Here is a 25,271-nt window from a genome sequence, read left to right on the forward strand (position 1 = left end):
GGTGCTTCACAATCAGGGTATTGCCTGGCGCGCGAGGATTTTGTTAGTGTCCACTGAGAGAGGCGTATCAGAAAGGCGGCACGGAGGACAGGCATGATCAGCAAGCGACTACTTCATCTACCGGGAGCCAGGATGGGCGCCAGCCTCCTGCTGGCCCTCCTGCAGACGATCGGCGCGTTGGCGGAGGTGCTCCTCCTGCCGGTGGCCATCGCGGCCGTGGGCCGTTCCCTTGGCCTGCCTGTTCCCCATGCCCTTGCCTGGGTGCCCGGTCGGCCCGGACCTCTGGCGGCCTTGATAGATGGGCTTATTCTGGTTCGGCTCCTGACCCAGGCGGTCGCCAAGTCCGTCAGTGCCCGGCTGGCCGATGGGATGGGCAAGGCGCTCTCCCAGGCCCTGTACCTGTCTGTGTTCGACCCCAATGCGCAGAAGGACGACCTGGGCGTTCCGGCGCAGACCCTGGCCAGGCTTTCGACCGAGGGGGTCAAGTCGGTCGTCTCATATTTTACGGCCTACATTCCGGCCTTGGTCCAGACCGCCTTGATGCTGGTCGTGACTCTGATCGTCCTTCTGCCCGTCAGTCCCCCGGCTGCGGCAATCGTCGTGATCGGCATGGTGGCTCTGCCCCTGGCATCCAAGCCCACCATGGGCGAGAACATCAAGGTGCAGCTGGGCCAGTTGCGCAAGTATGACAAGGTCGGCGTCCACTTCGAGCATGCCCTGAGGGGGCTCAACACCTTGAAGATCTTCGGGGCAGACCAGCGGCATGCTGATGACCTGGCCGAGGAGTCCGAGGGATTCCGCAGGATAACCATGGGGGTTCTTGGCGGGCAGCTGCGCTCGCTGATCAAGGCCGACGTGGTCATCTACACCAGCCTCATTCTGGCGGTGGCAGCCACGGTCCTGATCGGGCAGGGCGGGCCCTCTCGAGTGCTGTCCTGTCTGGTTGTCGCCCTGGCTGGGGTCCGGCTCTTTGCACCTGAGCGCCAGCTGGTCTACATGATGCATTCCGGCATGGTCGCCATCAAGCAGGGCAAGGCCATCGACGATATTCTCCAAGCGCGGCAGGGGGGCGACGAGAAGTCGGCGGCTCCAGGGACGACTCCTGAGTCACGCAAGAGTACGGGTTCGGAGACGGCTCCGGAAGCGAGTCTCGAAACATCTGAGGAAGCAATTCGGGAGTCTGACTTGGAATCCGCTTCGAAGCAGGCGGATCAGGCGGATATGTCTGGCGATGATTCGCTAGGCATCAGCGCTCGCGATTTGACCTACACCTATCCTGACGGCTTCCAGGCCCTGACCGATCTGAACTTCGATCTGCCTGCCAAGGGACATGTGGGCTTGGTCGGTGCTTCGGGCTCCGGCAAGAGCACCTTGGCGGGCCTGCTATCCGGGCGCCTTCAGGGGTATGCCGGAGAGCTGACCATTGGCGGGCACCAAATCAGCGACCTGTCGCGCGAGGATCTGGTCGGCCTGCAGACTGTGGTTCGGGGAACCGATCACCTCTTCACCGGGACCATCAGGTCGAATCTGGACCCGGCCGGACTGGATTACTCGGATTGGGAGCTGCAGGATGCGCTGGACCAGGTCGGTCTGACCGGTCTTGTCCAAAGCAAGGGCGGGCTGGACGCTCCTATCGACCCCGAGGGAGGCAACCTATCCGGAGGGCAGCGGCAGCGCCTGTCCATTGCCCGGGGGCTCCTGCGGCGTTCCCCCGTCTATATCTTCGATGAGGCCACCAGCGCCGTGGACCGCGAGCATGACGCTACACTGGCAGCCCTGATGGACGCGCTGGGCAAGGAGTCCCTGGTCCTGACCATCACCCACCGCCTGGCCGGGGTCCGCAATGCCGATTCCATTCTCTTCTTGCAGGGGGGCCGTCTGGCGGAGAGCGGCGGTTTCCGAGATCTGATGGATGCCGGGGGCGGATTCGCGGCCCAGTGGAAGGAGCAGGCTCAGTATGAGGACGGGGAGTGAAGACATGCAGCAGCAGACGACGAGCAACCTGACGATGATGCGCCGCATGGCCCGGCTGATGAAGCCTCTGGCTGGTACGGAGGGCAAGGCCATCCTCTGCGGTAGCCTAGGTCACCTTTTTGCTGTCTGGAGCATGATGGCAGCCGCTGCGGCCCTGATCGGTCTGGTCACGGACTGGCCGCCGCTGAATGGCCAGTGGGTCGTCTGGGCTCTGGTGGCGGTTCTGACTGCTCTCAGCCGAGGTGTTATGGCCTATGGGGAGCAGTACTACAACCACGAGATGGCTTTCAGCATGCTCCGCGACATCCGCACGACGGTCTTCGACAAGATGCGGTCCCTGGCCCCGGCCGGCCTGCGGGACCAGGCGCGCGGAGACATGGTGACAGTGATCACCAACGACATCGAGCTGCTGGAGATTTTCTACGCCCATACGCTTTCGCCCATCGCCATCGCCCTGGTGACCTCTCTGGCCAATTTGGCCCTGCTCACCTGGCTCTCACCCTGGATGGGACTTGCCGCCCTGGTCTCCTACCTGATCGTCGGCCTGCTCATCCCCATCCTGAGCGCCAGGCCCACCTTCAAGGTGGCCATGCAGGAGCGGACGGCCCAGGCCAGCCTGCATTCCCTGCTTCTGGAGACCCTGCAGGGCCGCACAGAGCTGACGGGGTTGGGCGCTCTAGAGAACACTCGCCGTCGGGTGGGAGCCGCCACGGACCAGATGCTGAATGCCAGGGGACGTACCTCTGGGCGGACCATTGCCAACGATATGGTCACCAACGTAGTCACTCTGATCTGCGCTGGAGTCTTCACTCTGATGGCCTGCTATCTAGGTTCGACAGGGTTGGTGGATCCTGCACGGGGAATAATCGGACTGGTCGGTTTCCTCTCTTCCTTCGCTCCCTTGATACCTGTGGCCCGGCTAGGTGCTGGCCTGCAGCCTACACTGGCTGCTGCTCGGCGGGTCTTCTCGCTTTTGGACAAGGAGCCACCTGTGCGCGAGGTGGAATCTGGTCATGGGAATCCCCTGACGGAATTCACCGGAGAAGAGGCCAAGGCAGTTTCCTTCTCCTACGCAGGCAAGACTGACACGGGCAGGACTGACTCGGGTGAACATGATGGTCGAATCTCGGTTTTGGACGGTCTGGATCTTTCCATCAAGCCTGGCGAGCTGATCGGCATTCAGGGTGCCAACGGAGCTGGCAAGTCCACCTTGATCGACCTGCTGATGAGGTTCCAGGAGCGCAGTGGTGGGGATCTGACGGTTTCCGGCCTGCCTATCGAGACGATTCGCACTGCAGACCTGCGTGCCCAGCAGACTCTGGTGAGCCAGGACACCTATATATTCAGTCTCACGCTGGCAGACAATATCGCCTTGGCCCGGCCCGATGCCAGTAGGGAGGATATTGAACAGGCAGCTCATGATGCCTGCTTGGATGATCTGATTGACCAGCTGCCCGACGGCTTGGATCATCTGCTTGCTGACAACGGCTCCGACCTGTCCGAGGGGCAGCGGCAGCGAGTGGCCCTGGCTCGCGTTTTTTTGAGCTCGGTGCCCTTCATGCTCCTGGATGAGCCCACTAGCAATATGGATGCCCTCTTAGAGGGCCGGGTTCTGACCAGGCTGATCGAGCGGAAGGGCGACCGTACATGCCTGATCGTCTCCCATCGTCCTTCGATCCTAGCTAGGGTTGATCGTCTGCTGACGCTGCAAGACGGCAGACTAATCTCTGCATGATCCCCCGGTATGAGTGAAAGAATCAATAAATGCTGGTGCAGATTTTTAGACATGCTTTATGGTTGCCGCTGCAGATTGGCGACCATAGCAGTTAATCAAAGGGCAGATGATTCTGGCCGCGGGCTTCCTCGTGGGTCAAGGTTTGGGAAGGTAAGTCATTCGATACAGTGACTGATTTTGTAATAAGGACAATATTGATTCATTGAAACCCAGGTCGTACTGTCCTCTGCTCTGGCTATAGGCGTATCAGCGATATCTACGAGCTCTGCTGCTCTGGGACGCGACACCAAAGCTCGTAGATATTGTTAACAGTTTAATGAATACCAATAACATCCTTGAAATGTTTCTCAAGAGCCTTGTTTTGGAAAAAGACCCTAACGCCATGAATGCCCCGAGTCAGTAAGACGTAGTAGATTCCGCGTATTTGTTGATCGAAAGCTTGATTGTAATGTTCAACGCCGTACTGATCCTTTTCGGATTTAGAGATGCTACCTGATGAATGCTCATAGTTAGTTTTCGGGTACGCCATGTACATGCTGTTCGTCAGAGCCAATATCTTGTGCAACTATTACCCCTGTATAGTCGCGATCCTATCCCTGCGCGGCAAATATGGATCCCACCTGGTGTTTATGTTCCTCTTCAGAGGATTCGTCGTATACAAAATCATTCTGTGTGTCGTTGTCCACCTGTTTATCGCACGGCCAGATTCCTCGGTATCGAACCAGACCTTTTGGTCAAGATTTTTCTGCCTCAATCAACTGCGTAGTCTGCTACTACTCGATTATGCAATCCGGGATGCCGCCTCTTTTCTCGTCAACATACTCAAATAGTTCCAGTATCGAGTCGACAATGCCGAAATAAGCATCAGTGCTTTCACCTTTTGCGCTTTTTGTTTCTTGTCTGAACACTTCACATGGTTGAAGTCGCTGTTGGTATCGAGCTGTAAAAAGTATTGAATTCCCTTGAAGGAATACGTGCCGGAATTCGAATCCTGATTCTCGGGGCTAATTCTGTATGGGTGCTTCAGGCGGTGAGAATTGAATTGTATGTCATGATATCTGCATTCTTTGCCAGTAAATTGGAAATCTGATTCCTACCCTATAGCACCGCTATAGACACATTGGTCAGGGTTGTAGCAGATTACGACATTTGTGATTTGCCCTGTCCTTTGAGGTAATGGAAGAAATCAATATCGTCGTTAGCTGGTTCACCGCTATATTTCAACCCACCTGGTAACTCACCTTTGAAGCATTCGGAAAAGGAGAAATCAATGGTATTGCTAGTGCGATCTTTAATCTTATATTTTTTGCATCATAGGGTACAGAAACCATTATCAGTTTTCCCCAAACTCGCCTTCTTTGAAGCTAGGAAGTCCGTGTCCTTCATCTGCAAGGTTCGTGCTGTAGCAAATATCCTCAGTGGGATCTGACAACGCTCTGACAGCTTCTGCCATAGAGGAGCCTATGCTGTATATTCCAACTTCGGCCATGTGATATCGATTTTCGATATCCTTTCCTTTATCCCCAAAATTCCTTGAAGGATAAGAACGATTCTTCGGTTAGCGGGATCGTCTATATTGGTCACAGTCCGCTCATATGTCAAGCTCGGTCGCATTTTTAAAGAGCAGAAGGTCTTCCTTGTTCCGGCGCCGCCGAGAATATGTAGTTGTTGCCTGGGTTCTCATCAAGACTGTTTAGAATATTTTTTGTTTCAAGTTGAATTGAGCCGAGGAGAGTACTTGCTGATCAATAGGTTCCGTATGCCATCTGGCGTGGCTTTATTGGAACACCCGACATCATGGAAAACAGTCTATGTTGAACTCAAAATTTCTGGAGTCTCATCAGTATAATTATAAGTATCGCCTGAGTTTTCCTTCTTGGTCATTAGTGATTGGTGCTGCTAAGGAATTATTGGAAGTTATGACTGAATTTGTTCTTATAATAATGGGAATACCTGCAGATAAAAGAATGAAATTAAATCTGCTAATTCACATTGGCTGGCACACGAATTTGGCGCAAAAAACATAAATACAGACTATGAAGGAGGAAAATTAGTAAACGATATATACTCAGCAGGAGTTAAATATGTGTTAGGAACTGGGGCAGCTTGGAATTTGCACTTAAACTAGTTGCGCCTTTCCGGCTGGTGTAGACTCTCAAACGGCTTTTGCCATAAAAGTAATCTCCTTAATTGCGAAACTGCTGTTGCAAGAATGGAGCAAACAGGGGATGATGGAAGCCGATCCAATTAGTTTCCGTTGAATTGAAATATTCAATAGTTCTTCATTCGCAAATATCGCTACTGACTTATTTAGGAATGAAATCGGTAGCTTTAATTTCGTGTTACGAGTTGTGTGAGTCAGTTCTAATTTTGCGCCTACAAAGTACAGGAAATACTGTAGAGCTGCGGCTTTTCTAAAGCCAGTGATAATTGACCGGAAAACAGAAAGAGGAAAAGAAAATCATATAAATTGTATTTTTGAAGTAATCTTTGCCTCCCATGTCTTGAGTTTTGCTTAGGACGGCAATGCCCTTAATTTTTGGGTTTGAAGTCGCACTCGTGTTCATCCATTATTTTTTAGCTGTCATCGTGAGATCTAATGAACTATTTTGATATTTCAAACGCTATTGGGTAGAGAGATCCGCGGGCTGTCTGGGTGGTAAGCTGGTAAACAAGTAGGTTGGATATCTGAAGTAGCAAGTTTTAGGATTTGACTATGGGGAAATTGTTAAGTGAAACTGAGACAGGTAGAAAATGGATATCGAATTTTGACAAGTCTGAACAAATATTAGCAAAGAAATTACTTAATAAACTAAGAATCATAGATACTGGAACGTTTAGATTCGGGCTTGAGGGTTGTCTAAAAAGGCTCCTAAAAGAACAACAGATAGAGTCACCCGTATTGTTAGTGGGTGCATTATCTCTCGAGGATATAAAAGCTGCGCATCCTTCAATTCAGAGCAAAAACGAGCCTTTTGAAATGTTCAGAAATTGCTATCCTAATGATTCTCTGAGCTCAGCTCCTGGGAGTGAGGCTGAGATTGCAAACTTAATTCGTGACATTACAAGAGAAAGCGATAGATCGCAGCGTAACCGTTGGATAGCTCAATCTTCGATTTCGTCAATTAATGATTTACGGCAAAAAAAATGTAAAACTATAGCACTTCTTACTGACATTTCTTCATCGGGCCAACAGCTACTCGAATATGCAAAATGCTGGACCCGTAATCCGACGATTCGCAGTTGGCGTTCCTTGCATAATATTCGTATCGTTGGAGTGGCTTTTGCTTATTCAATAAATGCATACGAAAAAGCAATGTCACGAAATTCGCCTATTGACTCTTTATATGGAGTAGAAGTCATACGAACTTTTGATACTTGCGGCTGGGATTCACTCGAACAAGATGTCATTAGGCAGTTCTGTAAGAATACAACGCCCAAAAAACATATGTCAGAAGCACTAGGCTATCGGGGAAGCGAAAGTTTATTTGTTATTGAACCGAACGTACCAAACAATTTGCCATGGATTTTACGGCCATGCGGAAATAAAAAAAATGGTAAAAAATGGATTCCCTTTTTTGACCACCGCACCTTTCCCGAATCACTCTGGAAAGAAATGCAGAGTGGTTCCGCAAGTTCCGCAATACCCAGTCCAAGAGAGGTGCTGGGTGAAGGATTCAAAGACTATTCCCGCATTCTCAATTCAAGCACGAGAGCTACACGGCCGAAAGTAAATCGGTTGATCCTCCTTTTGGCATTTATTCGGGCAGGATTGGGCATAAAAGAGTTATCAGCAAGGATGAGTCTACCTATAGCCGATATAGAATCGTCATTTAAGACTTTAAGATGCATGGGGTTGATAGACGACAAAGATAAACTAACAAATCTGGGACAATTGGAGTACAGAGAATGTCTGCGAACAAAAAACAGGGATAAAAGATTCAATGGTTATCCCCAAGAGGCATTTGAAAAAACAATTGAATCCTATTATCCTCAGAAACTGAGGTGAGGGGAGGTAAGAGTGATCTTAGCGATGGTTAGCATATGCTGGCCCGGGAGCGGCGATTTAAAACTGCTCGGGAAAGAAGTTCAAAAGCCCAGAAACGCATTTATTAGTTTCTGCGTACGATCTCACGAACGCCTGAAGGTGGAGGGTTCAAGCAGCCTACGAAGTGCGACTGGCTGCTCTCGAGAACCCTCCACATTCGCTACGCTCTACCATAGGTCAAACAGTAAGTGATCTCTTTCTCTCCTCATCTGTATCAAATGGAGGCCCAGCATAGAGGGCTAGATAAGGACACCATTGAAGCCTCCATTAGGCAGTATCAGAGTATGCTTGATTGTGGCATATTACCGATTCTGTCATTAAAGCATTTCGCAAAGTTAGTTAATGTCGATTATTCTTATCTCCGAAGAATTGTAGGTAGGAAAATTGACCCTTATAAAACGATAGAACAACAAAAGCGAAGTGGGGGGACTCGCCTTATCTCTGCCCCTGAAAAACATCTGCAAGATACTCAGCGTTGGATTCTTGATTATGTTCTAAGCGATGCGAAAACACACCCACTTAGTTTCGCTTATGAAAATGGAAAAAGTATTTTGAAATGCGCGAAGATTCATGTTGGGATGAGATGGATGATTAAGCTGGATTTGAGAAATTTCTTTGATTCAATTAAGGAAAATCGCATTTATAAAGTATTTAGAGAACTCGGTTATCCCTCGCTTGTCAGCTTTGAGATGACACGGATATGTACACGCAGTCAAGGCTTTAATTCAATAAAGAAAGTTGCAAATAAATATCCAGTGATTCACACTTATCTTTATGGAGCAAGTGGCTGCTTGCCGCAGGGTGCCCCGACAAGTGGCAAATTGGCTAATATCGTATGTTACGGTCTTGACGAAGAAATTAATCGTTTGGCAATAAGAAACAGGTTCACTTATTCAAGATATTCAGATGATATTTTCTTGTCTACTTGTGATTCATTTAATCGGAAAAAAGCACAGCAAATAATTTCTTGTGTTAACAATTTCATTCATAAAGAAGGTTTTTCTCTTCAAAAGAAGAAAACGCATATAATAACACCAGGTGCGCGTAAAATAGTACTTGGCTTAACGGTTACCGATCAAGGTGTCAAACCGATGCGTGGATTCCGCAAACAAATTGAATCAGATATCCACGGGGTAAAAAAATTCGGTTTGGTGCAGCATGTACAACACCGGCATTATCATTCTATATTCAGTTTTATAAATCATGTTGATGGTTGCATAGCATTTGTTTACGGTATCGATTCTCAGCTGGGCGATAGATATAAAAAGCAGTGGGGAGAAGCTTTGAGTAGGTATAATCTGTAAACGATTCGTCATACATCAGAGAATTAATATAGGATCTGGGCCTTCAAAATGATACAGCGTGTCGAATATGTGTGTCCGTATTGTTCTGGGAATCAAAGAGTATAAATGAAGAAATATCGATGTCGGCAGGTAGTAAAATAATTGGAAACTATATTAGTTTTTACAGGCAGTCTGATAACAAAGATTCCGCATATCATGATTTGCAGTTGTAATTAGATGCATTGTTACTCGCTTAGCTTTTATTGTATATCGTCATAAAAAGCAAAGTTCAATATAAAAAGCGACAAGTTTAACATATGTGAGGTCGGTTGCACCTCCTGTAACATTTATATGTTAAGAAGAGTAAATCCTTTGGATTTCTATCGAGACATACGGAATAGTTTTCACATTTACTTCCAACAATGCACCGATTCTTTGTAATATGCTTGGAATTGGAATTGGAATTGGAATTGCACGTTTTCTAACGTCCGTGCAGTTTCAAACCGGCCTTATGAAAACGAACTCACTTGAAGCCGATTTCAAGACTATGGTGTTAAAATCAATAATGGTTTGTTGCAATGACAATAATAATAAGGGAAATAAACAGATATTTTCTATGTGAAAATTGACTTCAATATAGTGCTGCGCTATTTTGAATAAATGTCTCAGTTGAGAAATATTAAACTTTTGTATTATTCATTATATAGCTCTTTCTAGGTTGTGCCGATCAACAATGGTTATTGATCGCTATCTAATTATGAACACTTGATAAGGTGTCAGCGAATGTAATGGTATAGACCAATGATGTAAAATTTGGCCCTTATGTTCTTGATGATTTTCATCTAAGGTAACTAACATAATGAGTTTGTTAGTGAGGAGGAAATGAACAACAGCGAATGTCACCAGCACAGATGCTCTTTCCTGGCAAGTGCTTCATCTGCTTGTGTTGTTTTCTCATAACCTTTATACGTGACTTGCTTGCACTCGTAATGCAACAAAGCGAATGTTCTTATTTGAATTTCCTTATCAAGTAGTTACGGACAAAACCCAGTTTTAGGCGCCAGTAAATATTAATCTGTGGAGCTAGCCGGGCTCCGTACATTCACAATTTTACTTGTAATTGCAACGGTTCTCGTCAATGAAGATCAAGTCGTAACCTATTAGTGAACAAACCTGGGACTTAAAGACTCAACATGAGCGACTTCTACTCGAAGTTTCTGCCATTGATATATTTCAGTTTCAGATACAGTAAAAAGCAAGCAAAAGGAATGTCATGTCCGCATGGGCACGTGTGCATGACATAATAAAAATGCCGCGGCATCCAGTACATGGCACACTAAGTTTGCAACGGCAAGGACGGGCCGTTAACAGGGGATGGCCGTCGGTGGAGAGAGAAGGGCGACTGTGAAGGAAAACGGGAGCGTGGACACCTCGAGACGCAGGCCTGCGGTCATAGTGGTGGTCCTGGTGCTGGTGGTAGCCGTCATCTGCGGCGGGGGATTGTGGTGGCATAACCACGCGGTTCGGGAACACGATCAAGCCCTCACGTCATACAGGGCGGTGGTGAGGGACTATGCAAGCCAGGAGGGCCGATACCGCTCATACCTGGACTCCGACGAAGTGAAGTCCGCTTCTGCCATCAAAGAGGAAGAGGTCAGCGACGCTAAGACGGTCCTGGCCATGTCCAGGGACGTGAAAACCGCCAAACCCGCATCGAGCAGGAAGACCAGTGTTAAAACCGCTCTAACGGGGGATGTATCCACCGGGGAGCTGAAGAAGGCGACCGAAAACCTGACCTCACAGATCTCGAGAATGAAGGCAGAAGTCAGGACCATCAAGGCCAAGGTGCTTGCCGTGAACACTTCTAAGGCCCACAAGCTGCTCTCCGACGCTATCGGTAATGCAGACAAAACCCTCGCTGATTCCAACGGCAAGGTGCCCGATGGGAACCACTCCCGTGATGAACTAACCAAGACCCTTGACTCGGCCAAGAAGACCCTTGAGGACAGGAAATCGGTTCTTAAGACCTTCGCTGATGCCAAGACCGCCCTTGATACTAAAACTCAGGCTGTAAACAATGCTGTTAATGCTAAAGCCGCTCAGGATGCTGCTGATGCCGCTGCTGCTGCACAAGCCCAAGCTGCGAGCGCTGCTACAAGCGGTGGTTCTTCATACAGTGGCGGTTCTGGCTATCGAGCACCTTCCGGGGGTGGTTATAGTTCTCCCTCTGGTGGAAGTGGTTACCGCGCTCCTTCCGGTGGTGGCTCTGCCCCTGCACCTTCTACTGGCGGTGGCGGCCACCCTACTTGGGTTGGAACTACAGATGGTTCTAATGCTACAGGTCATTGGGAAGGCAACCAATTCATTGGTGAGCAAGAGTTCTGATATTCTTTAGAAGAATATCCGGGTTCTTCTCCTGTTTATCGGGATTAGAACCCACTCTATAACTGAATTAGAGTTTGGTGATAGGTTTTGATATGAGCTACTTCTGTTCCTCCCTCCCCATATTAAATGATTGGTTGCCAAGCGGCTATAGCTGCTGGTTGGGTTCTAGTCTCTACAATTGAATAATGATGCTACTAATCTGACGCCTGGTCTGTGTAAATCATGGTTTCAAGAGGCTGATTATCCTGGATGGATCATTGACGAATTCCGATTGCCATGTCTTGGCACTGATAACTTGGACGAGCTTGCCTTTCCCCATATCATCCCGGGTGATGTCTTCATCGCTGGACCCAGCGGCATGCGCATGGTCGAGGAACCTGTTCCACAGGCTATCCAGAACCGAGTCTTCCCTCCTGCAACGATGACTGTAGTTCAGCACCCGACGGCCTTTCATGACCTTCTCGATGGAATGCAACACACGCCAATACTGCTGGTCGCCCCCCATGGCACTACTCCAAGTAGTTTCGCTGGTTGCCTTGTTGACCACATGAAGCCCCGAAGCATCCCATGAGGTATCTTCCCCCTTCCTGAGCGGGAACCAGCACCTGGCCAGCCTCTCATCAAGGCACAGGTACGCCAGCAGTTCGAAGAACCCTACCGACTCACCGCGTCCAAGCTTGCCCTGGTCGTTGAGCATCTCTGCTGCCGCATGCCTGGCATCCGCCTTGTTGACATACCTGGATATTCTGTCGGACATCGCGATGGTACTGGTCAACGGCAGCATCGAGAACCCCTGAAGCGAGCAGTCGAAATCGTCGGCTTTCAGACTCTTCTTCCATCGCCCATACAGACGGAATACCCTAGGGGGTGCTGAAGCAGCAGGCAGTGCAGGTGGAAATGGTAGCCACTGTCGCAATTCCAGGTGACCTCGACGGTGCTGATCATGCCGCAGGCTCCGAATCTCCTCCGGTCGCCCTGGTTCCGGGATCCCGCTCCAGGACCCACCGGCTGTCAGAGCGCTCCGGGCATGACCCAACGCGTTCATCACCTTATCCGGCTTGTCAGCAAAGGAATGCCCGATTGTGAATGTGGCGAACAGAACCTGATGGCCGATGCCGTTCCCGAGTCCATATGCATGAACCAGTCCAGCCCCCTCGACAGCTGGTCCACCCTCTCGGCCGCTATCGACTGCGAACACCTGGTACACCGCCTAGAACCGCAGTAGCGCAGGCCGCTGATATGCCGCCTAGCCCCGGTACCCTTACCGATCTGCATCACCGACAACTGGGCTTCACCACCTGTAGATGCGGCCCGGGGACTACGAGAACAACAACGGATGGATGGCAGTGAGGAGGCGCCCAACTGCAGGGACTTCATCCGCCAGTGCAGCTCTCGCGCAGTGGCATCATCGTTCACTACCTGGCAGCCGTCGGATAGTTCCCTTTTTATCAAGGAAAACCATATGAAAAAAGGTCTCCTAGCGAAAACCTGGAAAACCCTACCTGTGGAGCTAGCCGGATTCGAACCGGCGACCCTCTGCTTGCAAAGCAGATGCGCTACCAGCTGCGCCATAGCCCCGTGAATGTGAAAAGAACTTCAACCGCGCAAGAATGCGTGGGCCTGGGAGGACTTGAACCTCCGACCTCATCCTTATCAGGGATGCGCTCTAACCAGCTGAGCTACAGGCCCATGCCGTGTGACCGAAGAATCACACAAATGGATAGCTTACCATAGTGTCCCCTCAAGTCAATCTCGGCGGCGTCGCGTCGCGTCTTGGCGGAAGAATGGGGGTCATGAGGCGGAAACGGCGTGCGGAACCAGTCCGGTCGGAGCAGCTGGAGGTCGGCGGTGAGATGGTTCTGGTCATCAGGAAGCGGATCGCCAACGTCTATCTGCGGGTCAAGCCGCCTGACGGCCATCTGGAAGTCACAGCGCCTCTGGCTCTGAGCGATGACCAGATTCGTGCCTTTGTTGACGGCAAGCGCCGCTGGATCGCAACCACTAGAGAACGTCTGGCCCGCTCGCGCGATGTCTACGCCCAACCCGGAGCCGATGGTCAGCTGTCGCCGGACCGGTCCGAGGCCGAAGCCAAGAGAATTCTCCAGGAGAGGCTGCCGACTCTGCTGGATCGGTGGGTCCCTGTGGTAGGTCGCCGGCCTGAGCGCATCACTCTGCGGAAGATGAAAACCCGCTGGGGGTCCTGCACCCCCGCCACTGCCAGCATCCGGCTCAACACCGACTTGGCCTGGCTGGATCCTGACCTGCTGGAGTATGTGCTGGTTCACGAGCTGACCCACCTCTATGAGCATGGTCACGGCCCCGGCTTCCGCGCGCGAATGGATCGCTATATGCCCGACTGGACCGAGCGCCGTCATCGACTCAACCGCTATCTGGCTTTGTGACTCCAGAAGCTTAGACATCTGAAGCTATGACTCCCAGAGCCATGATTTCCGGAGCCATCAACTCCGCGTGATTTCTGAACTTGTGCAATGCGCGCTTGTGAAGTATGAACCTGGGGCATCATCCGTGCTGGTAATTTCCGAATTCGAACCCTCGCTAGACCCTCTGATACGAAGCTGGAATGGTTTTTGATGTGTCCTGCCTATCCTGATCTAACCTGACTATGCGGCCTGATTCAGACCGATCTGACTTTGATCTGTTCTAACTCGGATCTGTTCTAACTCAACCCGATCTTGCTTTGATTCGTTCCGACCCTGCTCAAGGTTGGTTTACTCCACCACATTTGTCATCGAAGACCGATGGAAGACTGCCGCCGCCCCTGCTGGTGCGCTAGCGTTGAGAAAGAGGGGTGACACTGCAGCAGCTAGGGCAGGCTCCCTGAGGCCCGGAGGCGCGTGTGGAGCTGATCCGGGGCAATTGATCATGAAGGAGCGGATGAAATGACGGAATCCAAGAAGACGATCAAGCGTGCCGTGGTGACCGGTGCCTCCAGCGGCATCGGTCAGGCCAGTGTGCGGGCCTTGGTGGACAAGGGCTGGAAGGTGGTCGGCCTGGCCCGGCGCGAGGACAAGCTCAAGGCTCTGGCTGACCAGCTGGGTGAGAACTTCACCTATGAGGTCTGTGATGTGACCGACGAGGACTCCACGCAGGCGGCCGTCGATGCCGTGCTCAAGGGCGGGCCGGTCAAGGCTCTGGTCAATTGCGCCGGTGCGGCCTTCGGCAAGGATCCGGTGGCTACCTCCAGCCTGGACGATTGGCGCGGCATGTACGAGCTGAACGTCATCGGCACCCTGCGGGTCATCCAGAAGCTGCTCCCGGCCCTGAAAGAGTCGGAGGGCACGGTTCTGGTCATCTCCTCCACGGCAGGCATCGAGCCCTACGAGGGCGGCGGCGGATACTGCGCCTCCAAGGCGGCAGAACGGGTCATGGCCCGCATTCTGCGGCTGGAACTGATCGGCGAGCCAGTGCGCGTGGTCGACATCGCCCCGGGCCTGGTCCACACCGACGAGTTCTCCCTGAAGCGGTTCGGCGGGGATAGCGACCGGGCTGATGCGGTCTACGCCGGGGTACCCGACCCGCTGACCGCCGATGACATCGCTGGATGCGTCACTTGGGCCCTGGAGCAGCCTGACACTGTGGACATTGACCAGATTGTGGTCCGTCCTCGTGCCGAGGGCTCATACACCAAGCTTTACCGTCGCAGCTGAGCCTGGTAAGGGACCGATTCTGTCAAAAACCGATTCTGGCAGGAACAGAGTTTGGCAGGTTGATTCCGGCAGGAACCGGGTCTGGCGGAGGTTGGATCTTGGCAGCTGAGCCTATGTGCGCCTGGCGGAACGTAGTCGACCGGCGATTGTGCCCACGGCCACGATGAGCACAGACAGGATCGACCCTGCCAGCACGCCCAAAAGAGCTGACTCCAGGTGCGGGGATCCGGCGAAGGCCAGGTTGGCGATCAAGAAAGACATGGTGAAGCCGATTCCACAGAGCTGGCAGAGGCCGATCATGTTCCCGGTCGTAGAGCCGGCAGGCCGCCGCAGCCCCAGATGACTTGCCAGGATCACCATGGTCATGATTCCCAAGGGCTTGCCCAGGGCCAGTCCCAGCGCGGCGCCCCAAAAGACCCGGTCCGTCAGCAGTCCGGGTCCCAGCTGATCCAGGGAGATGGACAGCGAGAAGAAGGCGAACACGGGCAGGACCACCAGGGCGCTCAAGGGCGTCAGCAAGCGATCCAACTGTTCGGCAGGCGATGATGTCTGGACGTGGCTCGGCTCAATCCCTGCTGTCTCGGTCCCGGATGGTCCTGCTTCGTTCGACCTGGCAACAGGGGTCAAGAGGCCCATTGCCACTCCTGCCAGCACAGGGTGGATTCCGGCCTTGAATAGGCTGTACCAGGCCAGTAGGCCGCCCGCAAGGGCACCCAACAAGCAGAGGGGCACCAAGGGTCGCCAGAGCCGGGAGGAACGGCTCGCTGCTCGAACCAGCAGTGCCCAGACCACAAGGCCGGCCAGGCAGACAAGCAGCCAGCTCGGTTGTCCCAAACTGGAATAACCCAGAGCGATCAGCAGGACGCCGATCAGATCGTCGAAGATGGCCAGGGTCATCAAAAAGGCCTGCAGGGCGGGCCCGGCCTTGGGCAGAAGCAGTTGCAGAGCTGCCAGGGAGAAGGCCACATCGGTGGCTGTTGGGACAGCCCAGCCACGCAAACCGGCGGGGGAGCCCAGGTTGAACAGGCAGTAGATCAGGATCGGAACGGCCACACCGCCCAGGGCGGCCAGCATGGGCAGCAAGACCTGCCTGTGGTCGCGTAGAGTGCCCGTGGCAGCCTCCTGACGCAGATCAAGACCCATGGTCAGGAAGAATATGGTCAGCATCCCGTCCTGTATCCAGTCTTTCAGGGACAGGTTCAATCCACCGGGCAGATCCAGAGGAATCCAAGTGGCAAGAGCGTTCAGCCCCGGCCCGGTCTCTGGCAGATTGGCCAGGATCAGCCCGGCCAGGGCGCAGGCCATCATGAATAGCCCGGTGATCCGATCGTTTTCAGCCAGCGACGACAGGGCGGCGAAGAAGTTTGAAGGGTGGAGTCGGTTGTGCCGGTCCCTGTCAGATCCGCCTTGCTCGCGCTGTGGATTTGATGGTTGAGCATTCGATGACTTGGAATTCTGCTGCGAATTCGAATCGTCGTAATCCTGACGACGTGGATTGACAGAGAATGCTGGGAATGTAGGCGTGGGCGGCATGATGCTCCTGGTCGGGCGGGTAGGGTTCGGTCTTCCGTGGCCGACCAGTCTTCCCGGCATGAGGCAGCGCCCGGCCGTCTCCCAAATGTCAATTCTATCCTGAAGTCCAGCAGTCTATCTCAATCAGAGAAAATGCCAGCGGCCCCGCACCTTTCGCGATGCAGAGCCGCTGGCATACCGCCTGTCGGAGGCGGCGATGAGTTCTCAGAACTCAGTAACTCAGAACAGATGGCTGCGCATGAACCACTGGAAGTGCTCCAGCTCCTGCACGTGGTCCTGCAGAATGTTGGAGCTGACGATGTCCAGGTCGTCCAGCTCCTTGATGGCCTCGCGGTCGCGCTTGATGAAGGTGGTGTAGTAGGTGTCCAGGGCCTTCAGGTAGTCCAGGGCATCCTGGCGGCCGGTCATGGTGATGCCATCCCAGTCGCGGTTCTTCATGATGTCGTCAGGGCGCCCGGCGGGGGAGCCGCCCAGGGTGGCGATGCGCTCAGCGGTCTCGTCGGCCATGTTCAGCACCGAATCAACCTCGGGGTCCATCATCTCATGAATGCCGATGAATTCCTTGCCCTTCATGTTCCAATGGGCGTGCTTGAGGATCAGGGCAGTCTCCTGTTCCTGGCTCAGACGGCTCTGCAGGATGGCGATGACCTTTTCGCTGGTCGCTTCGTCGAGTCCCGGTACGGTAAAGTTCAATGCCATAATCGCTCCTTAAATGTGAAATTATGCCTGCGGTCGGGTCGGCCCGACCATGTACCTCCAGACTAGAGGAAAACGCAAGGAAACGCTTGGATTTTGCGGGAATCAACCAGTGAAATCATTCACGTACCATCGGCTACGCTGACAGTCACTTTTCCTTGACTGACGTGTGGCTGGTCACCGGCTGACTGCCAACCGAGCACAGGCCAGAGGATAGCTAGGCTGCGGTCACGGCATCGCCTCGGCCCGCGTCGGATTGGCCGTCTCCGCGGTCGTCATCATCGCTAGCCTGGTCCTCGGCCTCCTGCCGGCGCCTGACCTCGATGGTCTCGATGCGCCGACCGTCCACCTTGGTCACCACCATGTCATACCCATCGTCGGAGTGGATCACGTCGCCCACCTGCCCCATGCGCCCGGTCTGGGCCAGGAAGTAGCCGGCCAGGGTCTCGTAGGGGCCGTCCTCCAGCTCGATCCCGGTCAGGTCCGCGAAGTCCTCGATGGTCATGCCGCCGTCAACCGTGGCAACCCCGTTGACGAAGGCGGTCGCCTGGGGATGGGCCGGATTCTGCTCCTCGGGCAGGTCGTACTCGTCGCGGATGTCGCCCACCAGCTCCTCGGTCATGTCCTCCAGGGTGACGATGCCGTCGGTGCCCCCGTACTCGTCGATGACCACGGCCAGGTGGATGCCCTTCTTGCGCAGCTTCTCCAGGCTGGGCAGGAGCTTGGAGGTGCCGGGCAGGGCGATGCCGGGCCTGGTCACGTCGGCCACGGTCTTGGCATGGGGGTTGCGCACGTCCATCAGGTCGCGCACGTGGACGAAGCCCAGCACGTCGTCGAAGTCGCGGCCGGTCACCGGGTAGCGCGAGTAGGGCTCGTCGTGCACGAATTCGACCGCCTCCTGCAGCGGCATGTCCCCGGCGATGAAGACCACGTCGGCCCGGGGGCGCATGACCTCGGCCACGCTGGTCTCGGAGGCATCGAAGACGTCGCCCAGAATCATCCGCTCGTCCTTGCTCAGGTTGGTGTTGGAGGATACCAGCATCCGCAGCTCGTCGTCGCTGACCTCGGTGTCGGTCTGCTGGGGGTCGAAGCCCAGGATGCGCACGATGAGGTTGGTGTTCTTGCCGATCAGCCAGATCAGCGGCCTGCACAGGGTGGTGAAGACGTCGATGGCCGGAACGACGGCCCGGGCGATGGCCTCGGTGCGCTGCATGGCGATCCGCTTGGGCACCAGCTCGGAGATGACGATGGAGCAGTAGGAGATGATCAGAGTCAGAATCACCGTGGTCAGGGTGCCGGCCAGACCCTCGTGCACGCCCCACCCGGTCAGGACGGGCACCACGTAGGGGGCGATGGATGATGCGCCGAAGGAGGCTGAGAGGAAGCCCGTCAGCGTCACACCGATCTGTACGGCGGAAAGAAAGGTGTTGGGGTCGCGGGCGATGCGGGCCACCCGGGCGCCGCGCGCGTCCTGCTGCTCCATCTGCTCCAGCTGCGAGCCTCGCAGGGAGACCAGCGCCAGCTCAGTCCCCGAGAAGACGGAACCGAGCAGGAGGAAGAAGAGAATGAGCAGGATGTTCAGCCATAATGCCATGCCTTCAATGCTAGGGTATGGACGCCCCATGTGCCCTATGTCACACCCCAGCGGTGAACCTCCGTCTTCCCCATGCAGCGCTTCCTGACTAGCATGAAACACGGAAGCAGGTTCGGCTTCAAGCCGGCATTCCCAACGCTCCCGAAAGGATTTTTCATGTCACAGCTTCAGCACGAATTGACTGAGTTCACCACGCAGGCCTACCAGGACAACAAGACCTTCTCGGTCTCCAAGAAGGATCTGCTGGGCCACTGGTCCCTGCTCTTCTTCTACCCTGCGGACTTCAGCTTCGTCTGCCCCACCGAGCTGGAGGATCTGGCCAGCAAGTACGAGGACTTCAAGAAGATCGGCTGCGAGATCTACTCCGTCTCCTGCGATACCGAGTTTGTCCACAAGGCCTGGCACGAGGCCAACGAGAAGATCGCCAAGGTTCAGTACCCCATGCTGGCCGATCCGACCGCAACCCTGGCCAAGGACCTGCAGACCTACAACGAGGCCGAGGGCAAGGCCGAGCGCGGCGACTTCATTCTGACCCCTGAGGGCAAGGTCGTGGCTTACGAGGTCATCTCCTCCAACGTGGGCCGCAACGCCGACGAGCTGCTGCGCCGCGTCCAGGCCTCCCAGTTCGTCTACGAGCACGGCGATCAGGTCTGCCCTGCCAAGTGGGAGCCCGGCGAGGACACCATCGAGCCCAGCCTGGATCTGGTCGGCCAGCTCTGATCCGCAGCTGCCAACATCGGGAACTCGCCGATCGGAAGCGACCAGGGCGGGTTCCCTTTTCTGTATTCACGACCGGCATTCAACACCAGCACATCCGTGCATTCCTTCGGAAGAGGCATTCATGACGGAAGACAAGAATCTTTATGACGTGGTCGTCATCGGCGGCGGCCCTGCAGGCCTGAGCGCAGGACTCTACCTGGCACGGGCGCGGTACCGCACCCTGATCCTGGAGAAGGACGACTTCGGCGGCCAGATCACCATCACGGCCGACGTGGTCAACTACCCGGGCGTGGCCAGCACCGACGGCCGCAAGCTGACCGAGACCATGCGCCAGCAGGCCCAGAACTTCGGAGCCGAGTTCATGAGCGCCGAGGCCACCGGCATCGAGGCCCAGGGCGACATCAAGGTGGTTCACACCTCCCGGGGCGACCTGCGCACCTTCGGCATTCTGATCGCCACCGGCGCCAGCCCCCGCAAGATCGGCTTCCAGGGCGAGCAGGAGTACGCGGGCCGCGGTGTGGCCTACTGCGCCACCTGCGATGGCGAGTTCTTCACCGGGCGCGAGGTCCTGGTGGTCGGCGGCGGGTTCGCGGCAGCCGAGGAGTCGGTCTTCCTGACCAAGTACGCCACCAAGGTGACCCTGCTGGTGCGCGAGGAGGACTTCACCTGCGACGCTGCCGTGGCTGACGAGGCCCGGAACAACGACAAGATCGAAATTCACTACTCCACCGAGCTCAAGGGTGTCTCCGCAGGCCCCGGCGGGCTGGTCGAGGCCACCATTTTGGACCGCAAGAGCGGACAGACCACCACCTGGAAGCCCCAGGACGGCGGCACCTTCGGCGTCTTCGTCTTCGCCGGCTACGTGCCCCAGACCGGCATGCTCAAGGGCGTGGTGGATCTGGACGACCACGGCTATGTGCTGACCCACGGCTACCTGGAGACCTCGGTGCCCGGCATCTACGCCGCCGGGGATCTGCGGGTCAAGAACCTGCGCCAGGTCATCACCGCCACCTCCGATGGGGCTGTGGCTGCCGTGGAGCTGGAGCGCTACGCCTCAAACATGTCGGACAAGACCGGCCTGGTGCCGCCGCGACCCGACGATTCCCCCTATGCCCGCTCCGAGAGGCAGGCCGAGAACTCCGCACTGGCCTCGGGGACCTCGCCCGCGCCTGTGGCCCAGGAGCACGACCAGGCCCCGGCCAAGACCTCCGGCTTCTTCGGGCCGGACATCCGCAAGCAGCTGGACATGGTCTTCGGCAAGATGACCGGAAAGCTGGAGCTGGCCCTGGATCTGGACGGCAGCCAGGTCTCTAAGGAGCTGGAGGCCTTCGTGGACGAGCTGGTCGGGCTCTCCGACGGCAAGCTGACCTCCAGGGTCGACTCCCGCACGGACGATGACGGCAAGGACTATGATCCCGCCGGCGACCTGCCCGATGCCCGGCCCAGCGTGCGCATCTGCCGCGTGGACGACCAGGGCGTCTCCCAGCCGACCGGGCTGGCCTTCCATGGCGTGCCCAGCGGCCACGAGTTCAACTCCTTCGTCCTGGCCCTCTACAATGCGGCGGGCCCCGGGCAGCAGGTGGATCAGCCCACCTCGGACCGGATCGACGCCATCAAGGACCAGGTGGATGTGATGATGCTGGTCTCCCTGACCTGCACCATGTGTCCGACCACGGTGCTGTCCGCCCAGCGGGTGGCGGCCCAAAACGGCAAGGTGCGGGCCGAGGCCTACGATCTGGCCCACTTCCCCGAGCTGAAGGACCAGTACCAGGTCATGAGCGTCCCCTGCATCGTCATCCGCAAGGATGGCCAGGAGACCGTGGAGTTCGGCAAGAAGTCCGTTCCTGAAATGCTGGATCTGATCGGAGCCTGACCCTGGATCCGACCCTGAATAGAGTCTGAAAAGGCGCTGGTGTCACTGCCTTTGTGGCGATGATGCCAGCGCCTTTTTTGATACATGCCGCTGGTCTGCATTGATGAGAAGCCATGGATATTATCCATGGCTTAGATAGTTTGTCGTATCAGCAGCCGCAGGAGTGACGGATGACCAGATCCGCCTTGATGATCTGCACGTCGGGGACCTGGTCCGGCTCCAAGGCCGCATTCATGGCGCAGGCGGCGATCTTCTCGGTGTCCTGCTGCATGGTGGTCAGCTGAGGCCAGGTGTAGAGGGAGTCGACGGTGCCGTCGAAGGAGACGATGGCCACGTCTTCGGGGATGCGCAGCCCGCGCTCATGCAGGGCTCGCAAAGCGCCCATGGCCTCCATGTCGGAACCAGCGAAAATGGCCTGGGGCGGTCTGCCGCTGTCAATCAGGTCCAAGGTGGCGCGATAGCCGCCCTCGCGTGTGAAGAAGGCCTGGCGAATCCTGCCGGCGGGCAGGTTGGCGTTCTGGTGGGCCGCGTACCAGCCCTGGATGCGGGCGTCGCCCCGGTCGTCAGGGGATCCGCCAAAGAGCATGTCGACGCTGCAGTGCCGGTGCTCGATCAGGTGTTGGGTGGCGGTCAGGCCAGAGTGGAAGAAATCGGTCGACACGCTCTTGGCATTGGTCACCCGGTGGGGCTGGTCCATGAAGACGAAGCGGCTCTCCTCAAGATGAGCCATGCTCAGCTGTGTGTAGCTGCGCGAGGATGAGAGGAAAATGGCATCGACGTTGCGCTCCAGCAGCTGCCTGATGGACTGCTCCTCCAATTCGGGGTCGCTGCGCACGTTCATGAAGAGGACTGAGTACCCCCGCCGCATGGCCACCGTCTGCAGCTCGTCGTAGATACCGGCGCTGAAGGGGTTGGACGAATCCGGCACGATGACGCCCAGCATCTTGGAATACCCGGTGCGCAGGGCACGCGCCGTGGGGTTGGGGTGGTAGTTCAGCAGCTTCGCCGCCTCGCGCACCCGCTTGGATGTGTCCGGGGCCACTGCCCTGGGCCCGTTGTTGAAGACGTAGCTGACCACCGCCGTGGAGACGTTGGCCAGCTTGGCCACATCCGTGCGTGTGGCCCTTCTGCGTTGTCGGAGTTTCTTATTGTTTGCAGCCATCAGAGCTCGATCCCATCTGCCTATTCACCAGTCTCAATTCATGCTACCCGGAATATAGAATCTACTCGAATTGATATTGTTTTCAAACTCTGTTCTACTCCGCCTTTGACCTGTCCGCACATGCCTGGCTATAGCCGGAAAATCAAGGGAAATGGCACCAAATTTTCAACCGTTACGAAAGCCCTTGTCTTCAAAAGCAGCTGTTCAGGCAATCGGCGTCAGATATTTGACAGATAAATCTACTCGTGTATATTAAGAAACACGAATGAGTTCCTGTTCTCATGGAACGTGTTCGGCAACGAAGCAACCTACGAAGGAGTGGTTGATGAATAGGATCAAGACGGTGGCGGCGGTCGGCATCTGCTGCGCTATGGCAATAACCTCATTGGCTGCCTGCGGCTCTTCCTCCTCCGGGGGCAAGAAGACCGTGGAATTCATGACCATGCAGTCTACGGGAACCCCCCAGCTCAAGGCTCTTCAGGGCCTGGGCAAGAAGTTCGAGGCCAAGAATCCGGACATCACCATCAAGATGGTTCCGGGCACCAACAACAACGAGAACGACATCAAGGTTCGTCTGGCGGGCCACAACCCTCCGGACATCTGGAACACCCACGGCTGGTCGCGCGACCGGTACGGCAACTTCCTGGAGCCGCTGCAGAACAGACCCTGGGCCAAGCGGCTCAAGCCGATAGGCAACGATGTCTTCAAGACCAAGGACGGCAAGTTCTACGCCCTGCCCGCCGACATCCAGGTGTCGGGCATCATGTACAACCAGACGGTCCTGGATGCGGTCGGCATCGATCCCAAGTCCATCGACACCTGGGACGCCTTTGAGCAGGCCTGCACGAAGCTGAAGGCCGCCGGATACACTCCGCTCATCTCCTCCAACAAGGACGCAGGCCCCAACGGGGATCTTGCCGACTATATGCTTCCGGGCATGTATGACGAAAGCCAGCTCAAGGATCTCTCCAAGGGCAAGTTCGATACCGCAGTCTACGAGAAGTACACCACCAGGGTGGCCAAGTGGGCCAAGGACGGCTGGTTCAATGTGGATTACACCTCCGCCTCCCAGGATGACATCTCCAGGCTGATGGCCCAGGACAAGGTCGGCTTCTCCTTCCGCGCCAACGGCAGCTCCCAGCTGATCCAGTCCTACAACCCCAATGTCAAGCTGGGCATGATGCCGGTTCCCGCCGAGGTCGGCAAGCCCTACTTCTCCACCGGCGAGGACACCCTGACCTTCGGCGTCTCCAAGACCAGCAAGAACAAGGACGCGGCGCTGAAGTTCATCGACTTCATGGCCGAGCCTGAAAACCTGCAGAAGCTGGTCGACGTGAGCATGAACGATTCGGCCCTGACCGGCGTCAAGTCCGCTCTGGGGCAGTTCGAGCCGACCTACAACTACTGGGTGAACGAGAAGAAGACCAAGCTGGTCCCCTTCTTCGACCGCAAGTACCTGCCCAACGGCATGTACAACACCTTGGCCAAGTCGACCGACGGTCTGCTGACCGGTCAGCTGACTGCACAGGCCGCTGCGGATCAGGTCAAGACCTCTTTCAACAGCCTGTATGGCCAGAAGTCTTCCTGATTAGTAGACCAAGAGGAGTCGAGTCATGACAGATAGTCGCTCAGGGGCGATTCCTTCGCAGGACACCCAATCCGGATCACCGTTACATGGGGATGGCAGGGAAGCATCCGTTGGCCACGGCAGGGGTCCCTCCCCGCGTCGTCGCCGCTTCAGGGGTGCCTCGATCAATCTCTTCTATCTTCCTGCCGTCATCCTCCTGGTGATCTTCATCATCTATCCGCTCCTGTCGGGGATCGGGCTTTCTCTGACCAACTGGGACGGGTACAACGACGCCAAATCCTTCGTGGGGCTGGCCAACTACAAGCAGATGCTGACTGACACCAACTTCAAGCAGGTGGTCATCAATACCTTCATCTACGGCATCGGCAGCACAGTGCTCCAGCAGATCCTGGGCTTGGCTCTGGCGCTGTTGCTGAACGCCAAGATCAAGGGGCGCACCCTGATCAGGGCCATCATCTACCTGCCCGCTCTGGTGGCCCCGGTCATCATGGGCATCATGTACTACTTCGTCTTCCAGTACCAGCAGGGCGCGCTGAACGCCGTCATGACGGCGCTGGGTCTGCACAAGGTGGCCTGGTTCAACAATGCGGGGTTCTCGGTCTGCATCATCGTGCTGGTGAATTCCATCCAGTTCGTCGGCGTCTCCATGATCATCTACCTGGCCGGTCTGCAGACCATGGACCAGGAGGTGGTCGAGGCCGCCGAGGTCGATGGGGCATCCGGCTGGAAGAAGTTCTGGAACATCACCCTGCCGCTCCTGGCACCCGCCTTCACGACCAGCGTGGTCCTGAACCTGATCGGAGGACTGAAGCTCTACGACATGGTCAAGGTGCTGACAGGCGGTGGTCCCGGGTATTCGACCAACTCCATCTCGACCTATATCGGCACGATCTACTTCGACAACCAGGCGGCCGGGTATGCCTCGGCCATCGGGGTCTTCCTCTTCGTCCTGATTGCCATCGTGACCTGGCTGGTCAACAAGGGGCTGGCCAAGCTGGATTGGGAGGCCTGA

17 protein-coding genes and 2 tRNA genes are annotated in these 25,271 nt (G+C 55.4%); 12 read left to right on the forward strand and 7 right to left on the reverse strand.

What is annotated here, in order from left to right; all coding sequences use genetic code 11:
• Positions 1-93: 93 nt before the first annotated feature.
• The 6 genes from H3T92_RS08010 (at position 94) to H3T92_RS08035 (ending at position 11,425) form a co-directional block, all read left to right on the forward strand.
• The gene (locus tag H3T92_RS08010) at positions 94-1,974 is read left to right on the forward strand and encodes an ABC transporter ATP-binding protein/permease (RefSeq protein WP_198189855.1); all 1,881 of its coding nucleotides are present in this window, start codon (positions 94-96) and stop codon (positions 1,972-1,974) included.
• Positions 1,958-3,709: an amino acid ABC transporter ATP-binding/permease protein gene (locus tag H3T92_RS08015; RefSeq protein WP_198189857.1), complete on the forward strand. Its 1,752-nt coding sequence runs from the start codon at positions 1,958-1,960 to the stop codon at positions 3,707-3,709. The genes H3T92_RS08010 and H3T92_RS08015 overlap by 17 nt, the downstream gene beginning before the upstream one ends.
• Before the next feature lie 1,811 nt (positions 3,710-5,520).
• A complete protein-coding gene (locus H3T92_RS08020; protein ID WP_198189859.1) occupies positions 5,521-5,736 on the forward strand; it encodes a hypothetical protein in 216 nt (71 codons plus the stop codon).
• Between the two features lie 689 nt (positions 5,737-6,425).
• Positions 6,426-7,718 (forward strand): phosphoribosyltransferase-like protein, encoded by a 1,293-nt coding sequence (locus H3T92_RS08025; protein ID WP_198189861.1) that lies wholly within the window; start codon positions 6,426-6,428, stop codon positions 7,716-7,718.
• Positions 7,719-7,945: 227 nt separating this feature from the next.
• Positions 7,946-9,061, forward strand: a complete 1,116-nt coding sequence (locus H3T92_RS08030; protein WP_198189863.1) for a reverse transcriptase family protein — start codon at positions 7,946-7,948, stop codon at positions 9,059-9,061.
• Positions 9,062-10,462: 1,401 nt separating this feature from the next.
• Positions 10,463-11,425 carry a hypothetical protein gene (locus H3T92_RS08035; RefSeq protein ID WP_198189865.1) on the forward strand — a complete coding sequence of 321 codons (963 nt, stop codon included), beginning with the start codon at positions 10,463-10,465 and terminating at the stop codon, positions 11,423-11,425.
• Positions 11,426-11,645: 220 nt separating this feature from the next.
• On the opposite strand, the gene H3T92_RS08040 is transcribed toward H3T92_RS08035, so the two are convergent.
• The 3 genes from H3T92_RS08040 to H3T92_RS08050 all read right to left on the reverse strand — a co-directional run bounded on the left by H3T92_RS08040 (position 11,646) and on the right by H3T92_RS08050 (position 13,114).
• Positions 11,646-12,209, reverse strand: a complete 564-nt coding sequence (locus tag H3T92_RS08040) for a hypothetical protein (RefSeq protein WP_198189867.1) — start codon at positions 12,207-12,209, stop codon at positions 11,646-11,648.
• A 721-nt stretch (positions 12,210-12,930) separates the two neighbouring features.
• A tRNA-Ala gene (locus H3T92_RS08045) sits at positions 12,931-13,003 on the reverse strand.
• A gap of 37 nt (positions 13,004-13,040) precedes the next feature.
• Positions 13,041-13,114 (reverse strand) — tRNA-Ile (locus H3T92_RS08050).
• 104 nt (positions 13,115-13,218) lie between these two features.
• On the opposite strand from H3T92_RS08050, the gene H3T92_RS08055 reads away from it, so the two are divergent.
• Both H3T92_RS08055 and H3T92_RS08060 read left to right on the forward strand, forming a co-directional pair.
• Entirely contained in the window at positions 13,219-13,827 is a 609-nt protein-coding gene (locus tag H3T92_RS08055) for a M48 family metallopeptidase (RefSeq protein ID WP_198189869.1), read from the forward strand.
• 498 nt (positions 13,828-14,325) lie between these two features.
• The gene (locus tag H3T92_RS08060; protein WP_101431757.1) at positions 14,326-15,093 is read left to right on the forward strand and encodes an SDR family oxidoreductase; all 768 of its coding nucleotides are present in this window, start codon (positions 14,326-14,328) and stop codon (positions 15,091-15,093) included.
• Positions 15,094-15,204: 111 nt separating this feature from the next.
• Here the strand turns inward: H3T92_RS08060 and H3T92_RS08065 are convergent, their stop codons facing one another.
• The 3 genes from H3T92_RS08065 to H3T92_RS08075 all read right to left on the reverse strand — a co-directional run bounded on the left by H3T92_RS08065 (position 15,205) and on the right by H3T92_RS08075 (position 18,916).
• Positions 15,205-16,626, reverse strand: a complete 1,422-nt coding sequence (locus H3T92_RS08065) for a Na+/H+ antiporter NhaA (RefSeq protein WP_198189871.1) — start codon at positions 16,624-16,626, stop codon at positions 15,205-15,207.
• A gap of 219 nt (positions 16,627-16,845) precedes the next feature.
• Positions 16,846-17,325, reverse strand: coding sequence for a Dps family protein (locus H3T92_RS08070; RefSeq protein WP_015021094.1), 480 nt, complete (start codon positions 17,323-17,325; stop codon positions 16,846-16,848).
• Positions 17,326-17,539: 214 nt separating this feature from the next.
• A complete protein-coding gene (locus H3T92_RS08075; RefSeq protein ID WP_198189873.1) occupies positions 17,540-18,916 on the reverse strand; it encodes a hemolysin family protein in 1,377 nt (458 codons plus the stop codon).
• 156 nt (positions 18,917-19,072) lie between these two features.
• On the opposite strand from H3T92_RS08075, the gene H3T92_RS08080 reads away from it, so the two are divergent.
• Positions 19,073-19,636 (forward strand): redoxin domain-containing protein, encoded by a 564-nt coding sequence (locus H3T92_RS08080; RefSeq protein WP_024627523.1) that lies wholly within the window; start codon positions 19,073-19,075, stop codon positions 19,634-19,636.
• A gap of 121 nt (positions 19,637-19,757) precedes the next feature.
• Positions 19,758-21,509 carry an FAD-dependent oxidoreductase gene (locus tag H3T92_RS08085; protein WP_198189875.1) on the forward strand — a complete coding sequence of 584 codons (1,752 nt, stop codon included), beginning with the start codon at positions 19,758-19,760 and terminating at the stop codon, positions 21,507-21,509.
• A 148-nt stretch (positions 21,510-21,657) separates the two neighbouring features.
• On the opposite strand, the gene H3T92_RS08090 is transcribed toward H3T92_RS08085, so the two are convergent.
• Positions 21,658-22,671 (reverse strand): LacI family DNA-binding transcriptional regulator, encoded by a 1,014-nt coding sequence (locus H3T92_RS08090; RefSeq protein WP_024627525.1) that lies wholly within the window; start codon positions 22,669-22,671, stop codon positions 21,658-21,660.
• 325 nt (positions 22,672-22,996) lie between these two features.
• Here H3T92_RS08090 and H3T92_RS08095 point away from each other — a divergent pair, with 325 nt between their 5' ends.
• On the forward strand, positions 22,997-24,259 hold the full coding sequence (locus tag H3T92_RS08095; RefSeq protein WP_198189877.1) for an ABC transporter substrate-binding protein: 1,263 nt from the start codon (positions 22,997-22,999) through the stop codon (positions 24,257-24,259).
• Positions 24,260-24,284: 25 nt separating this feature from the next.
• On the forward strand, positions 24,285-25,271 hold the full coding sequence (locus tag H3T92_RS08100; RefSeq protein WP_198189879.1) for a carbohydrate ABC transporter permease: 987 nt from the start codon (positions 24,285-24,287) through the stop codon (positions 25,269-25,271).

It is taken from the genome of Bifidobacterium sp. W8112, from assembly GCF_016101425.1.
Lineage (GTDB): Bacteria > Actinomycetota > Actinomycetes > Actinomycetales > Bifidobacteriaceae > Bombiscardovia > Bombiscardovia apousia.